This is a genomic window from Microbacterium sp. NPDC057741, assembly GCF_042798735.1.
In the GTDB taxonomy this organism is placed as follows: Bacteria; Actinomycetota; Actinomycetes; order Actinomycetales; family Microbacteriaceae; genus Microbacterium.
The window spans coordinates 1,310,313-1,324,839 of record NZ_JBHVJW010000001.1 but is presented as its reverse complement, the minus strand read 5'-3'; the positions used below and the strand labels follow the sequence as shown (position 1 = coordinate 1,324,839).

Sequence of the window (14,527 nt, the reverse complement as noted above, 5' to 3'; positions counted from 1 at the left end):
CTGGTCGACTCGCAGCAGAGCCGGGTTCAGCCCGGATCGGGGGATCGATCGTGACCACACGCACCGCGCCGCAGCAGTCCACCCGCAGGGCCACCGCCCGCAAGCAGGACGACGACACCGCCCTCCGCACGTACGTGCTCGACACCTCGGTGCTGCTCAGCGACCCGCAGGCGCTGTTCCGCTTCGCCGAGCACTCGATCGTGCTGCCGGTCGTCGTCATCACCGAGCTCGAGGCCAAGCGGCACGACCCGGAGCTGGGCTACTTCGCCCGCCGGGCGCTGCGCCATCTCGACGAGCTGCGCATCGAGCACGGCCGGTTGGACTTCCCGGTCGAGGTCGGCGACGGCGGAACGCTCCGGGTGGAACTCGGCAACGTCGACCTCACGGTGCTGCCGGCCGGCATCCGGCTCAGCGACAACGACAGCCGCATCCTCGCCATCGCCGCGCAGCTCGCGCAGGACGGCCAGGACGTGACGATCGTGTCGAAGGACCTGCCGATGCGCGTTAAGGCGGCCTCGCTCGGGCTGAACGCCGAGGAGTACCTCGCCGAGCAGGCGGTCGACTCCGGCTGGACGGGGATCGCGAACGTCGACCTCTCCGGCGACGAGATGAGCGACCTGTACGAGAGCGAGATCGGTCTCAGCGACGACGTCCGCGGGGTGCCGGTGAACACCGGCCTGATCATCCACTCCGAGCGCGGATCGGCCCTTGGTCGCGTCACCGGCGACGGCGAGTACCGGCTGGTGCGCGGCGACCGCGACATCTTCGGGATGCACGGCCGCTCAGCCGAACAGCGCATCGCGATCGACCTGCTGCTCGATCCCGAGGTCGGCATCGTGTCGCTCGGCGGACGCGCCGGCACCGGCAAGTCCGCCCTCGCCCTCTGCGCCGGCCTCGAGGCCGTGCTGGAGCGCCAGCAGCAGAAGAAGATCATCGTCTTCCGGCCCCTGTTCGCCGTCGGCGGGCAGGAGCTCGGCTACCTGCCCGGCGATCGCGAGGAGAAGATGAACCCGTGGGGCCAGGCGGTCTTCGACACGCTCGGCTCCGTCGTCTCGGGCAACGTCATCGAGGAGGTCGTCGAGCGCGGGATGCTGGAGGTGCTGCCCCTCACGCACATCCGCGGTCGATCGCTGCACGACGCCTTCGTGATCGTCGACGAGGCGCAGTCGCTGGAGCGGAACGTGCTGCTCACCGTGCTCAGCCGGATGGGGCAGAACTCCCGCGTCGTGCTCACGCACGACGTCGGCCAGCGCGACAACCTGCGGGTCGGGCGCCACGACGGCATCGCCTCGGTGATCGAGACGCTCAAGGGACACGAGCTGTTCGGGCACGTCACGCTGACGCGATCCGAGCGGTCGGCGATCGCGGCGCTGGTCACCGACCTTCTGGAGGGCACGGAGCTCAGCTGACCGGCATCCGTCGGGGGTGGCGCTAGTGTCTGACGTAGCGCTGGGGCCCTGACGATGGAGTGAGAGCTGATGAGTGAGAACGCGGGTACGACCGTCGACGAGCGCGCGCTGCCGCCCGTGTCCGTCGACGAGAAGCCGAAGTGGACTCCGCTGAAGATCGTGATCTGGGCGGCGATCGCACTGCTCGGCGGCGTGGCCTGGACCATGCTGGCGATCGTGCGCGGCGAGACCGTGAACGCGATCTGGTTCGTGTTCGCCGCGGTCTGCACCTACCTGATCTTCTACCGGTTCTACTCGAAGTTCATCGAGAAGCACATCGCCAGGCCGGACGACCGGCGTGCGACGCCGGCCGAGTACAAGGCCGACGGCAAGGACTACGTGCCCACCGACCGGCGCGTGCTTTTCGGCCACCACTTCGCCGCGATCGCCGGCGCCGGCCCGCTGGTCGGTCCGGTGCTCGCGGCGCAGATGGGCTATCTGCCCGGCACGATCTGGATCATCATCGGCGTCGTGCTCGCGGGGGCCGTGCAGGACTACCTGGTGCTGTTCTTCTCGATGCGCCGCGGCGGTCGCTCGCTCGGGCAGATGGCCCGAGACGAGCTGGGCCGGTTCGGCGGCGCGGCGGCGATCCTCGCGACGCTGCTCATCATGATCATCATCACCGCGATCCTCGCGCTCGTCGTGGTGAACGCCCTCGGTGAGAGTCCGTGGGGCGTGTTCTCGGTGGCGATGACCATCCCGATCGCCCTGTTCATGGGCGCGTACCTGCGCTGGATCCGCCCGGGCAAGATCACCGAGGTCTCGATCATCGGTTTCGTGCTGCTGATGGCGGCGATCATCGGCGGCGGGGCTGTCGCCGCCACGGACTGGGGCCAGGCGATCTTCACCCTGGACCGGATCACCATCGCCTGGGCGATCATCATCTACGGCTTCATCGCCGCGGTGCTGCCGGTGTGGATCCTGCTGGCTCCGCGCGACTACCTGTCAACGTTCATGAAGATCGGTGTCATCGCCGCGCTCGCCGTGGCGATCATCTTCGTGCGACCCGAGATCACGGTGCCCGCGTTCAGCAAGTTCGCCTCGGGTGAGACCGGGCCGGTGTGGGCTGGGTCGCTGTTCCCGTTCCTGTTCGTCACGATCGCCTGCGGCGCGCTCTCGGGCTTCCACGCCCTGATCGCCTCCGGCACCACGCCGAAGATGGTCGAGAAGGAGAAGCAGACCCGGTTCATCGGCTATGGCGGCATGCTGATGGAGTCCTTCGTCGCGATCATGGCGCTGGTCGCCGCGGTGTCGATCGACCAGGGCATCTACTTCGCGATGAACTCCTCGCCCGCGGCCACGCAGGGCACCGTCGAGGGCGCGGTCGCCTGGGTGAACAGCCTCGGCATCACCGGGGTGAACCTCACGCCCGACATGCTCACCTCGACCGCGGCCGCAGTGGGGGAGGAGACGATCATCTCCCGCACCGGCGGCGCACCGACGCTCGCACTGGGGCTCGCGCAGATCATGCACCAATGGCTCGGCGGGCCGTCGCTGATGGCGTTCTGGTACCACTTCGCGATCATGTTCGAGGCGCTGTTCATCCTCACCGCTGTGGACGCGGGCACCCGCGTCGCGCGGTTCATGCTGCAGGACTCGATCGGCAACTTCGTGCCGCGCTTCAAGGACACCTCGTGGCGGGCCGGGGCGTGGATCTGCACGGCGATCATGGTCGCCGGCTGGGGCGCGGTGCTGATCATGGGCGTCACCGATCCGCTCGGAGGCATCAACACCCTGTTCCCGCTGTTCGGCATCGCCAATCAGTTGCTCGCCGCGATCGCGCTCGCCGTGATCCTGACGATCGTCGCGCGGCGGCGCACGTTCAAGCAGCTCTGGGTGGTCGCTCTGCCGCTGGCGTTCGTCACGGTGGTGACGGTGACGGCGTCGCTGGAGAAGATCTTCTCCTCGGTTCCGGCGGTCGGCTACTGGGCGCAGCATTTCGCATTCAAGGCGGCGCTGGATGCCGGCGAGACGAGCTTCGGCACGGCGAAGTCGGTGGAGGCGATGGAGGCCGTCGTGCGGAACACGTTCGTCCAGGGTTCGCTGTCGATCATCTTCCTGGTGCTGTCGGTGATCGTGATCATCGTGTCGCTGATCCGCGTCGTGCAGGCGTTCCGCTCCACCGAGGTGATCGACCACGAGGATCCGGCGGTGCCCTCGCGGCGCTACGCACCCGCGGGCCTGTTCGCCTCGCGGGCCGAGAAGGCCCTCGAGAAGGAGTGGGACGAGCTGCCCGCCGACATGAAGCCCGTGCAGGGGCACTGACATGCTGCGTCGCGCGTGGCGAAAGCTGGCCTGGTACGTCAACGGTGTGACGGGCCAGTCGAAGTACGCCTCCTACCTGGAGCACGAGCGGGTGAAGCATCCCGATCGTGAGCCGTTGCCGGAGCGCGACTTCTGGCGCCGGCACTACGCCGACCAGGACGCGAACCCGGGCGCCCGCTGCTGCTGAGACGTCCACACGGAGAACGACGAAGCCGCGACCCCGTTCGGGATCGCGGCTTCGTCGTGTACGGCCGGGCGTCAGCCCGCGTGGGTCATGGAGAGCAGGTCGAGCTTCTGGTCGAGCACCTCTTCGGTGATCTCGCCGCGCTCGACATAGCCGAGGTCGATGACGGCCTCGCGCACGGTGATGCCCTTGGCGACCGCGTGCTTGGCGATCTTGGCCGCGGCCTCGTAGCCGATGACCTTGTTCAGCGGGGTCACGGTCGACGGGCTCATGCCCGCCAGGGCCGCGGCGCGCTCGACATTGGCCTCGAGGCCGTCGACGGTCTTGTCGGCCAGCACGCGGGTGGCGTTGGCGAGCAGGCGGATCGACTCGAGCAGGGCTGTGCCCATCACCGGGATCGCGACGTTCAGTTCGAAGGCACCCGAGGCGCCGCCCCAGGCGATCGTCGCGTCGTTGCCGATCACACGGCCGCAGACCATCAGCACGGCCTCGGGGATGACCGGGTTGACCTTGCCGGGCATGATCGACGAGCCGGGCTGCAGGTCGGGCAGGTGGATCTCCGCAAGACCCGTGTTCGGGCCCGAGCCCATCCAGCGCAGATCGTTGTTGATCTTCGTCAGCGAGACGGCGATGGTGCGCAGAGCGCCGGATGCCTCGACGAGGCCGTCACGGTTGGCCTGGGCCTCGAAGTGGTCCTTGGCCTCGGTGATCGGCAGCTCGGTCTCGGCGGCGAGCAGCTCGATGACCTTCTGCGGGAAGCCGAGGGGCGTGTTGATGCCGGTGCCGACGGCGGTGCCGCCCAGCGGGACCTCGGCGACACGGGGGAGCGCGGACTGCACGCGCTCGATGCCGAGGCGCATCTGGCGGGCGTAGCCGCCGAACTCCTGGCCGAGGGTGACGGGGGTGGCATCCATCAGGTGGGTGCGGCCCGACTTGACGACGCTCTTCCACGCCTCGGCCTTGGCCTCGAAGGCGACGGCGAGGTGGTCGAGCGAGGGGATCAGGTCGTCGATGAGCGCCTGCGTCACGGCGACGTGCACCGAGGTCGGGAAGACGTCGTTCGACGACTGCGACGCGTTCACGTGGTCGTTCGGGTGCACGGCGGAGCCGAGGATGCGCGAGGCCAGCGTCGCCAGCACCTCGTTCATGTTCATGTTCGACGAGGTGCCGGAGCCGGTCTGGTACACGTCGATCGGGAACTCGCCGTCGTGCTTGCCGGTGACGACCTCATCGGCGGCCTGGGCGATCGCGTCGGCGATGGCGCCGTCGAGCGTGCCGAGCTCCTTGTTGGCCAGGGCCGCGGCCTTCTTGATGCGCGCGAGTGCAGCGATCTGCGCGGACTCGAGCCCCGACCCGGAGATCGGGAAGTTCTCGACGGCGCGCTGGGTCTGCGCGCTGTAGAGGGCGTTGGCGGGCACCCGCACCTCGCCCATGGTGTCGTGTTCGATGCGGTATTCGGTCATTCCGATCCCTCCTTGGTCGCGGGGTTCGTCCCGTCGTCGATGCCCACCGAGACCACCGGCACTGCAGTGCCCTCGGCGAGGCGGTAGTTGGCGCCCACGATGCCCAGCCGACCTTCGGCGACGGCCTCGCTGATCAGTTCGGACGATCGCAGCAGGTTGGCCACGGTGTTGCGCAGGTGCTCACGGCCGACGAGCTCGGCGTCGATGTCGGCGGGCGTCGAGCCGCCGGTCTCGGCCAGCACCTTGCGGGCGGCGGGCACGATCGGCGAGATGAGCTTCCAGATGGCCGGGGGCAGCGGGGCGGCATCGATCGCCGTGCCCTCGATGGCCGCGCGCACGGCGCCGCAGGAGTCGTGCGCGAGCACGATGATCAGCGGCACTCCGAGGATCTCGACCGCGTACTCCAGGCTCGCGACGATCGACTCTCCGATCACCTGACCGGCATTGCGGACAACGAACAGATCGCCCAGACCCTTGTCGAAGATGATCTCGGCGGCCAGGCGCGAGTCCGAGCATCCGAACAGGGTCGCCATCGGCGCCTGCCCGTCGGCGAGTTCATGACGCTTACCCACGTCCTGATGCGGATGCTCCGGCGTGCCGTTCACGAACCGGCGATTGCCGTCGAGCATCTCCTGCCATGCGGCGGACGGGGTGAGGGTCACTGTGCCTCCTCGAGCTTGTTGATCTGCGGGACGAGAGTCTTGGCGAAGTCGGCGGTCTCGTCCGCGCTGCGCGAGCCGTAGAGCAGCACGTAGTCGGAGCCCGCCTGTGTGCCGAGCGCGTAGGAGATGTTGCCGGATGCCGCGGGATCGGCGATCTTGTACACGTCCCACTCCACGCCGCCGGCGTCGACGGTGCCGGTCGGCTGCGCGCCGCGCAGCGGCGTGGCGGCCCACATCCTGTCGGCATCCGCGGCCTGGGCGAGCTTGAGGAAGCCGCGCTCGTCATCGGCGGTGGGTGCGAGGGTGACGTTCCAGACGGTGACGGCGCCCCCGGTGACCTCGGCGGCGGTGACGCGCCAGTCCTGGGGCGGATCGGGCACGAGCACCGGACGGTCCAGCGAGGTCGACGCGTTCTTCGCGATGCCAGCGAGGTCGATCGGCGGCTGCGCCATGGGCTCGCCGCGCGGCACCGAGAGCACGATGACGATGACCACGCCGATCGTGACGAGCAGTGCAGCGATGAGATTGCGGAAGGTCTGGCTGGAGCGGTAGACGCGACTCGACTCGGCCTTGCGGTCGGCGGTCTCCTGCGCGGTCTCGGGGCGGCCGAGCTCGGCGACGATCGGGGCGCCCTTGCTCATGACTCGTCCTCGGATGCCGCGGGGCGGGCGGCATCCAGGCGGCGCTTCGCGCCGAGGAGCCATTCCTCGCAGCGGTTCGCGAGGGCCTCGCCGCGCTCCCAGAGAGCCAGGGACTGCTCGAGGGTCGGCGCTCCCTGTTCGAGTTCGGCGACGACCTGCACCAGCTCATCGCGCGCCGCCTCGAACGACAGCGATTCCACGGGGGTCTCGGACGCAGTCACGCCCTCCATCCTACCGGCGTGTCCTCTCCCCGCCGTCCTCGTCGCCTGAGGCCGGAGCAGAGCCTCAGTTCCGGTCGCGACGGATGCGGGTCCAGGCGGACTTGCACCCGCAACGGATGTGACCGGAACGTGTCGTGTTCTCCGTTTCGGTCGCGATGGATGCGGGTTCGGGCGGACGTGCACCCGCAACGGATGCGACCGGAGCCGGATGCACTCTCCGTTTCGGTCGCGATGGATGCGAGTTCAGGTGGAGTTGCACCCGCAGCGGGTGAGAACGGAGCCGGGAGAGTCGAAGGAGAACCAGAGGTCAGTCGCCCTCGGAGATCTCGCCGTCGGAGTGAGCGGCGACAGAGCCGCGATCGACGGTGATCGTCAGAGCAGTGCCGGCAGGCGCATCCGCGGCATCCCGCAGGATCGTGCCGTTCTCGAGATGCGCGATCGCGTAGCCGCGGGCGAGAGTCGCGGCGGGCGACAGCGCACGCAGCGAGGCGCGCAGCTCGGATGTGGTCCTGCTCGCGGCATCCAGCCGGCGCGCGACCGTGTCGCGGCCGCGGGCCGAGAGCAGCAGCACCTCCTGCGCGCGGGAGTCGATGATCGGGTCGGGGGAGCGCAGCACCGGCCGGGAGCGCAGCTGCGCCAGCTGGGCAAGGTCGTGAGACACCCGCTGCGTGAGGCGTGTGGTCGCCCGAGCCCGCAGCTGTCCGATCAGCGCGCGCTGCTCGCCGACGTCAGGGACGACGCGCTTCGCGGCATCCGTCGGGGTCGAGGCGCGCAGGTCGGCGACGTCGTCGAGCAGCGGATGGTCGTTCTCGTGACCGATCGCGCTGACGACGGGGGTGGACGCCGCGGCCACCGCCCGCACCAGCCGCTCGTCACTGAAGCCGAGCAGCGTCTGCGGGTCGCCGCCGCCGCGCGCGATGACGATCACATCGACCTCGGGGTCCGCGTCGAGGCGCTTCAGCGCGGCGAGGGTCTCAGGCACGCACCGGTCGCCCTGCACTGCGGCGTACTCGGTGCGGAAGCGCACCTGCGGCCAGCGCAGCTCGGCATTGCGATGCACGTCCTTCTCGGCATCCGACTTCTCGCCGGTGATCAGGCCGATCAGGTGCGGCAGGAACGGCAGCGGCTTCTTGCGCGCCGGGTCGAACAGGCCCTCGGCCCGCAGCTGCGCTCGGAGCTTCTCGAGCCGCTCCAGCTGGTCGCCCAGCCCGACGTGCTTCATCGCCGACACCTGGAAGCTGAAGTCGCCGGCCTTGACGAAGTAGTCGGCCTTGACCGCCGCGATCACGTGATCGCCGACGCCGAGGTCGGACGGGATGCGGCCCCGCACGCTCGACCAGATGCGCAGCGAGATCTGCGCGTCGGAGCGGCTGTCCTTCATCCGGGCGAAGACGTTGCCTGCACGCTGGTTCCACGAGGTGATCTCGCCCTCGACCCAGACCGTGCCCCACTGCGCGACGAAATCGCGGATCGTCGCGTTCAGCCGGGCCACCGAGGTCGGGGCATCAGCCGATGACTCCCGCGGCGAGACGGAGTCGGGCGGGGGAGCTTCGCCGGGGACTGCGGCGGCTTCGAAGACGGTCATCGCTTCGATTCTCGCATCCGCCCCCGCCGTGGCCCTCCGACAGCTCCGGTCTCACTGGTTGCGGGTGCACACCCGCAACCAGTGAGACCGGAGCAGAGGAACGGTCAGTGCTTCTCGACGAACACCACCGCGGTACGGGCGGGGATCGTGACCGTGCCGGTCCTGGCATCCCAGGTCGCCTTCGCGGCGACGGCATCCGCACCCTTCGCCTGCACGGCGTTCAGCGCGAACTTCCGGCCGGACAGGCCGTCGAGCTTCTGCACCATCGGGGCGGGCGAGGAATTGAACACCACCAGGGCGCCGTCCAGCTTCCGGTCCGCGTCCTTGCCGACGGTGTCATCGATCAGCATCGCGATCAGGCCCGGCGCGGCATCCTTCCCGCTCGCGGGGAACGAGACCTTCTGCTCGATCAGCTTCGCGTCGCCCAGTCGCAGCAGCGGCACGGACTTCCGCACCTTGAGCAGATCGAGGGCCGCGCCCTCGGCTGCGGAGATGTCGGATGCTCCCGGCTTGAGCGCCGGGTCGGCGAGCAGCGGCGCCATGGCGCCCCACTTGTCCTTGTTGTCCGCAGCAGGCGGCAGCCCCGATCCGAACGTGGACTGCGTGCCGGTCCAGTCGATCCGGTTGAACCAGTCGCCAGAGTCGTAGCTGTTGCGGTCCAGCGACTTCGACCGCAGCAGCTCGGTGCCGGCGTGCCAGAACGCGGGTGTCTGCGCGAAGGCGACGGTCGCCAGCTGCAGCGTGTTCATGCGCACCCGGTCGGCCATCGGCGTGCCCACCGGCAGCTTCATCGTCGACAGGTCGTACAGCGTCTGGTTGTCGTGTGCGTCGACGTAGGTGATGACCTCGTCGGGCTGATCGGCGTAGCCGGCCGGAGCGCCGCGGTAGTCGAGCTGGTCGCCGCGCACCGCCTTGCCGTCCGACCCGGTGAACGAGAAGTCCCGCAGGTTTCCGGCCAGGCCCAGCTTCACCAGATCGGTCTGGTGGGCGAGGTCGGTCAGCTGATCGGCCGGAGTCGCCGTCCCGGGGCGTCCGTTCGGGGCGGTGCCGAGTCCGGTGCCGAAGCCCTGGGTGAACGTGGAGCCGCCGTCGACAGGGCTGCCGCCGTGCACGGCATCCCGCAGCCGGTCGCTGAAGGTGCCGATGCCTGTGCCGCCGAGCTGCCCCTGCGTGGCCTGCTCGAACAGGGCGTTGTCTGCGACCTCGCCGAAGTTCCAGCCCTCGCCGTACAGGTAGATCGACTTGCCGTCGACACCGTCCTTCTTCAGCGTGAGCTCGTCCAGTGCGGCGCGCACGGCGAGCATGTTCTGCTTCGAGTGGTGCCCCATCAGGTCGAACCGGAAGCCGTCGACGTGGTACTTCGACGCCCACAGCACGAGGGAGTCCACCATGAGCTTCTGCGCCATCTCGTGCTCGGTGGCGACGTTCTGGCAGCAGGTCGAGGTCTCGACCGCACCGCCGGCGTTCAGCCGCTGGTAGTAGCCGGGCACGATGCGGTCCAGCACGCTGCGCTGACCCTGGCCCGCCTCTGCGGTGTGGTTGTACACCTGGTCGAGCACGACCTGCAGGCCGTCGGCGTGCAGCGCGCCCACCATCTCGCGGAACTCGCTGACGCGCGCTCCGCCCTCGGCGTCGGTCGCGTAGGAGCCCTCGGGCGCCTGGTAGTGGTACGGGTCGTAGCCCCAGTTGAAGCCGTCGCCCGCCGCCACGGCCGCGACGCACGCCTGCTGCTGATCCGAGTCCGCGGGCATCGAGTCGAGATCGCAGTCCGGCACCTTCTGGGCGGAACGTCGCTCCTCGATCGTGGCGATGTCGAAGGTCGGCAGCAGGTGCACGGTGTTGATCCCCGCCGCGGCGAGCTGGCGCAACTGCTTCGTGCCGGCCGAGTCGCGCGTGAACGCCTTGTACGTGCCGCGCTCGGATGCCGGGACAGTGGTGTCGCCGATCGAGAAGTCGCGCACCTGCAGCTCGTAGATGGCGCGGTCCACCGGACGGTCGATCTTCGGAGCCGGCGTCCTGCCCCACTCCTTCGGCGCCCACTTCCTGTCGTCGAGGTCGATCGCGACCGACCGCTCCGAGTTCGTGGTGAGTGCGACCGAGTAGGGGTCCGTGACGGAGTTCTGCTCGATCTTCCCCGTGGTCGGCGCGTAGACCGAGAGCAGCCAGCGGTACTGCGCGCCCTGCTTCAGCGGCTTGTCGCCGAACTTCGGCTTCGCGACTGTCCAGACGCCGGACTTCCGGTCGAACGAGGCTGGCAGCGCGGTGGCCTTCCCGTCGGCGCCGAACACCTGCAGGGCAGCGCTCTGCACGGTGGGAGCCCACAGGGTGAAGGTCGGGCGGCTGCCCTGCCACGTCACTCCGAGGGTCTTCTTCGCGCCGGCGGTCGCGTACAGGTCGTCGAGGACGCCGGGAACCTGGATGCCGGTGAAAGCGGTGAGCGTGTCGCCGGCGCGCTGCGCGACCGCGAGCTGCCCGGTCAGAAGCGTGTGAAGCCGGTCGCGGCCGAGTTCGCCGACCTTCAGGGCCAGGTACTTGTCGCCGCCGAGGGCGGGGAAGCGGGCGATCTGCGCCTTCGTGAGCTCGCCGAGCGTCAGCGCGACCGGGTCGGAGCCGCCGGTGACGGCGCCATCGGCGACCTTCAGCGAAGCATCTGCCGAGCTCTCCAGCGTCCAGGACAGCGCGCTCGCGGCATCCGTGCCCAGCAGCGTGCGCGGCCAGGCGATGGTCTTCGCGTCGATCCACTGCGCGCGGGACTCGCCGGTGCCCGACAGCGGCGGGTCGGCTGCGGCGATCTCGAGCACGTGCGTGGCGAGGGTGTACCGGAAGGACACCTGCTTGCCGTCGGTCGCGCTGAAGGAGTAGTTCGCTCCTCCCGGTGCGCCGTCCACGCCGTAGTTCTCATCCCAGCCAAGGCCATGGGCGACCTTCGCCTCGTAGGCGCCGGTCGGGATCGACGAGGTCGAGTACTCGTACACGCCGTCCTTGTCGGAGTCGAACATCATGGTCGTCAGGCAGTCCGGCGCCCAGTCGCCGGGGCAGCCGGCGGCCTTCTGGAAGGAGCCGGGGATCGTGATGATCGGTCCCTCGGCGCTCGTCGTCATCTGGTGCGTGCGCGGGTCCCAGTAGAACGTGATCTTGCCGCCGGTGTGGTGGTAGGTCGCGTTCGGGCCGTCCTTGACGCCACCGGCGCCGTAGTTCACGTCCCACGATCCGTTCAGAGCGACCTTGTACTCGTAGTCGCCTGCGGGCAGATCGAAGGTGCCGGTGTAGACGCCGCCGGCCGCCAGGGTCAGCTTCGCCTGTTCGCAGCCGGGCTGCCAGTCGCCCGCACACCCCATGGCCGCGTTGTGGCTGCCGGGCACCGTGACCAGATCGATCGGGGTCTCCGGCTCGGGCGCCGCGACGAGGTTCACCGCGTTGCCGACGCTGGCGTAGGAGGATGCCGCGACGCGGCGACCCTCGGCATCCGTCGAGACCGCCCGGTACTCGACGAGCGTGCCCTTCTTCAGGCCCTTCGTGTCATGGAAGATGCGGGGGCTGGTGTCCTCTGCGGTGCCGAGCTCGTGCCATTTGCCGCCGGCCACGCGCCAGGCGAACGAGGTCTCCGACCAGGCGTCCGGAACCGTCGCCGAGACGGCGGAGGTGCCGGAGATGCCGGCCCCGGCCGCCGGGGCTGCGAGAGTGAGAGCGCCCTCGGCCGGTGCGGTCACCTTCCGGTCGGCGCGCAGCACCACGGCGCCGAGCGCGGGGACGCTGATCTTCGCGGTACCGTCGGCGGCCGCGGTGACCGTGGCATCTGTGCCGTAGAGCGGCGAGAACACGCCGGACGCCGTGAGCGTGGGCACCGTGACGCTCTTCGCCGCCTTGGTGTTGTTCACCGCGACGAGGTGCTCGATCTTCGCGTCGCGGTCGACGCGGCTGAAGGCGTAGACGCCCGCGCCGCTGTCCGCGTAGCGCTCGATCTGCGCGCCGCTCTGCAGCGCCGGGTTCGCGGCCCGAAGCGCAGCGAGTGCGGCGATGCGGGTGTACAGCGCCGTGTCGGTGCTGTAGCGGTCGACGCTGCCGGCGTTCGTTCCGTCGACCAGCGGCTGGTTCGCGTAGTCGGCGACCTGGGTCGCGAACATCGTTTGCCGGGCGTCCTTGTCGCCGCCGGGGCCAGCGAAGCCCTGCTCGTCGCCGTAGTACACGACGGGCTGGCCGCGGGTCAGGTACATCAGCGCCTGCGCGAGTTCGTCGCGCTGCAGCGGAGCATCCGTGTTCTTCAGGAACGAGCCGATCCGGCCCATGTCGTGGTTGCCGAGGAACGTCGGCAGTGCGCTCGCCGAGGAGTGCGGTGTCGTGTAGTAGTCGTCGCCGGCGAACAGGGCCGAGAGGCCCTTCGCCGAGTTGCCCGCCGCGAAGCTGGTCGCCTGCGACTGGAAGGTGAAGTCGAGTACCGAGCTCATGTCGGTGTCGCGCACGTACGGAGAGAGCTTCACCGGGTCGGCGTCGTAGACCTCGCCGAAGGTGAAGAAGTCGTCGTTGCCGATGCTCTCGGCGTGCTTCTTGATCGCGGTGGTCCACTTCTGCCAGAACTCGAAGTTCACGTGCTTGACCGTGTCGATCCGGAATCCGTCGATGCCCATGTCGACCCACGGCTTGTACACGTCGATGAAGCCGTCCACCACCTTCGGGTTCTCAGTCATCAGGTCGTCGAGGCCGTCGAAGTCGCCGTAGGTGACCGACTCGCCCGACCAGGTCGAGTTGCCGCGGTTGTGGTACAGCGTGGGGTCGTTCAGCCAGGCCGGCACCTTGAGGTCGGCATCGGACGCCGGGATCACCGGGGTGTACGGGAAGCTGGTCGCAGCATCCAGGGTGGGGAAGTCCGAGGTGCCGGCGTAGTCGGCAGGGTCGAAGTCGGCGCCCGCGGCGTCGCGGTACGGGCGGTCCTTCTGCTCGACGTAGTCGTACTTCTTCTGCTCGTTGTCGATGACGTCGGCGGTGTGGTTGGTGATGATGTCGAAGAAGACCTTGATGCCCTTCGCATGGGCTTCGTCGATCAGCGCGGCGAGCTCGTCATTGGTGCCGAGGTGCGGGTCGATCTTCGTGAAGTCGGTGATCCAGTAGCCGTGGTAACCGGCGCTCGCGTTCGCGCCCTCGCCCTGCACCGGGCGGTTCAGGAAGCTCGGCGTCAGCCAGATGGCGGTCGTGCCGAGCCCTGCGATGTAGTCGAGGCGATCGCGCAGGCCCCGGATGTCGCCGCCCTGGTAGAAGCCCTTGTCTGTGGGGTCGAAGCCGGTTGCGAGGCGGTCGCCGTCGAGGCCGCCCTTGTCGTTGGAGGTGTCGCCGTTGGCGAACCTGTCGGTCATCGCGAAGTAGAACGTGTTGTCGGCGCCCTTCTCGCGCACGGGCGTCTGGGCGAGTGCGGCGTCTGTGGCCTCGTCGTAGGCGCCGCGGGTGCTGAGCAGTTCGAGTCCCACGCGATGCTGCGCGTCGTCGTAGACGACACGCACGCGGCTGTCGCCCTCGAGCACGAGCGGGATGTTGTCGCCGCCGCCGTTCAGCCCGTAGGCCTCGTCCCAGGAGTCGTTCACCGCGACCTTGTAGTCCCAGCTGCCCGCGGGCACGGTGAACTCGGTCGCGAAGACGTTCGGGTCGTCGGTGGCGGCCAGCTCGGTGGTCTCGCAGTCGGGCTGCCAGTCCTCGGTGCAGCCGAGCTCGGACTGCAGGCTGCCGACCAGCGCGAAGGTGCGGTCTGCGGCGGACGCCGGCGCAGGGGGAAGAGCGACCAACGCGGTCACCGCGAGGGCGCCGAGGGCCGTCGCTGCGAGGACGCGCGCTGCGCGGGAACTCAAGGTCATCTTCGACTCCAGGGGTCGGGCACGACGGCGTGCCGGGGTCCGACACGGATGCCGGAGGGTGCTCGTGAACCGTAGCAACGGACGCGCCTGTTCTGCAAGCGTTTACAGGAATCACGAGAGAGAGTGCCAGAGAACTAGACTGGCTGGCTCGCAAGCGCTTGCAGTTCGCGGCCTTCCCGGCCCTCGCCAAGTCGCACGCCGATAGACTCGACCCCGTG

At 69.1% G+C, this 14,527-nt stretch carries 9 protein-coding genes; 3 read left to right on the top strand and 6 right to left on the bottom strand.

What is annotated here, in order from left to right; all coding sequences use genetic code 11:
• Positions 1-50: 50 nt before the first annotated feature.
• The 3 genes from ACFVDO_RS06390 to ACFVDO_RS06380 all read left to right on the top strand — a co-directional run bounded on the left by ACFVDO_RS06390 (position 51) and on the right by ACFVDO_RS06380 (position 3,900).
• Positions 51-1,409 carry a PhoH family protein gene (locus ACFVDO_RS06390; protein WP_378859778.1) on the top strand — a complete coding sequence of 453 codons (1,359 nt, stop codon included), beginning with the start codon at positions 51-53 and terminating at the stop codon, positions 1,407-1,409.
• Positions 1,410-1,478: 69 nt separating this feature from the next.
• On the top strand, positions 1,479-3,713 hold the full coding sequence (locus tag ACFVDO_RS06385) for a carbon starvation CstA family protein (protein ID WP_378859779.1): 2,235 nt from the start codon (positions 1,479-1,481) through the stop codon (positions 3,711-3,713).
• A 1-nt stretch (position 3,714) separates the two neighbouring features.
• Complete coding sequence (locus tag ACFVDO_RS06380; RefSeq protein WP_378859780.1) at positions 3,715-3,900, top strand: YbdD/YjiX family protein; 186 nt, start codon at positions 3,715-3,717, stop codon at positions 3,898-3,900.
• A 71-nt stretch (positions 3,901-3,971) separates the two neighbouring features.
• Here the strand turns inward: ACFVDO_RS06380 and ACFVDO_RS06375 are convergent, their stop codons facing one another.
• The 6 genes from ACFVDO_RS06375 to pulA form a co-directional block, all read right to left on the bottom strand.
• Positions 3,972-5,360 carry a class II fumarate hydratase gene (locus tag ACFVDO_RS06375; protein WP_378859781.1) on the bottom strand — a complete coding sequence of 463 codons (1,389 nt, stop codon included), beginning with the start codon at positions 5,358-5,360 and terminating at the stop codon, positions 3,972-3,974.
• Positions 5,357-5,989, bottom strand: a complete 633-nt coding sequence (locus ACFVDO_RS06370; RefSeq protein WP_378859786.1) for a carbonic anhydrase — start codon at positions 5,987-5,989, stop codon at positions 5,357-5,359. The genes ACFVDO_RS06375 and ACFVDO_RS06370 overlap by 4 nt, the downstream gene beginning before the upstream one ends.
• A 29-nt stretch (positions 5,990-6,018) precedes the next feature.
• Positions 6,019-6,663 (bottom strand): DUF4245 family protein, encoded by a 645-nt coding sequence (locus ACFVDO_RS06365; protein WP_378859782.1) that lies wholly within the window; start codon positions 6,661-6,663, stop codon positions 6,019-6,021.
• Positions 6,660-6,884, bottom strand: coding sequence for an exodeoxyribonuclease VII small subunit (locus ACFVDO_RS06360; RefSeq protein WP_378859783.1), 225 nt, complete (start codon positions 6,882-6,884; stop codon positions 6,660-6,662). The genes ACFVDO_RS06365 and ACFVDO_RS06360 overlap by 4 nt, the downstream gene beginning before the upstream one ends.
• A gap of 307 nt (positions 6,885-7,191) precedes the next feature.
• A complete protein-coding gene (gene xseA / locus ACFVDO_RS06355) occupies positions 7,192-8,469 on the bottom strand; it encodes an exodeoxyribonuclease VII large subunit (RefSeq protein WP_378859784.1) in 1,278 nt (425 codons plus the stop codon).
• 104 nt (positions 8,470-8,573) lie between these two features.
• A complete protein-coding gene (gene pulA / locus ACFVDO_RS06350) occupies positions 8,574-14,309 on the bottom strand; it encodes a pullulanase-type alpha-1,6-glucosidase (protein WP_378858108.1) in 5,736 nt (1,911 codons plus the stop codon).
• Positions 14,310-14,527 lie beyond the last annotated feature (218 nt).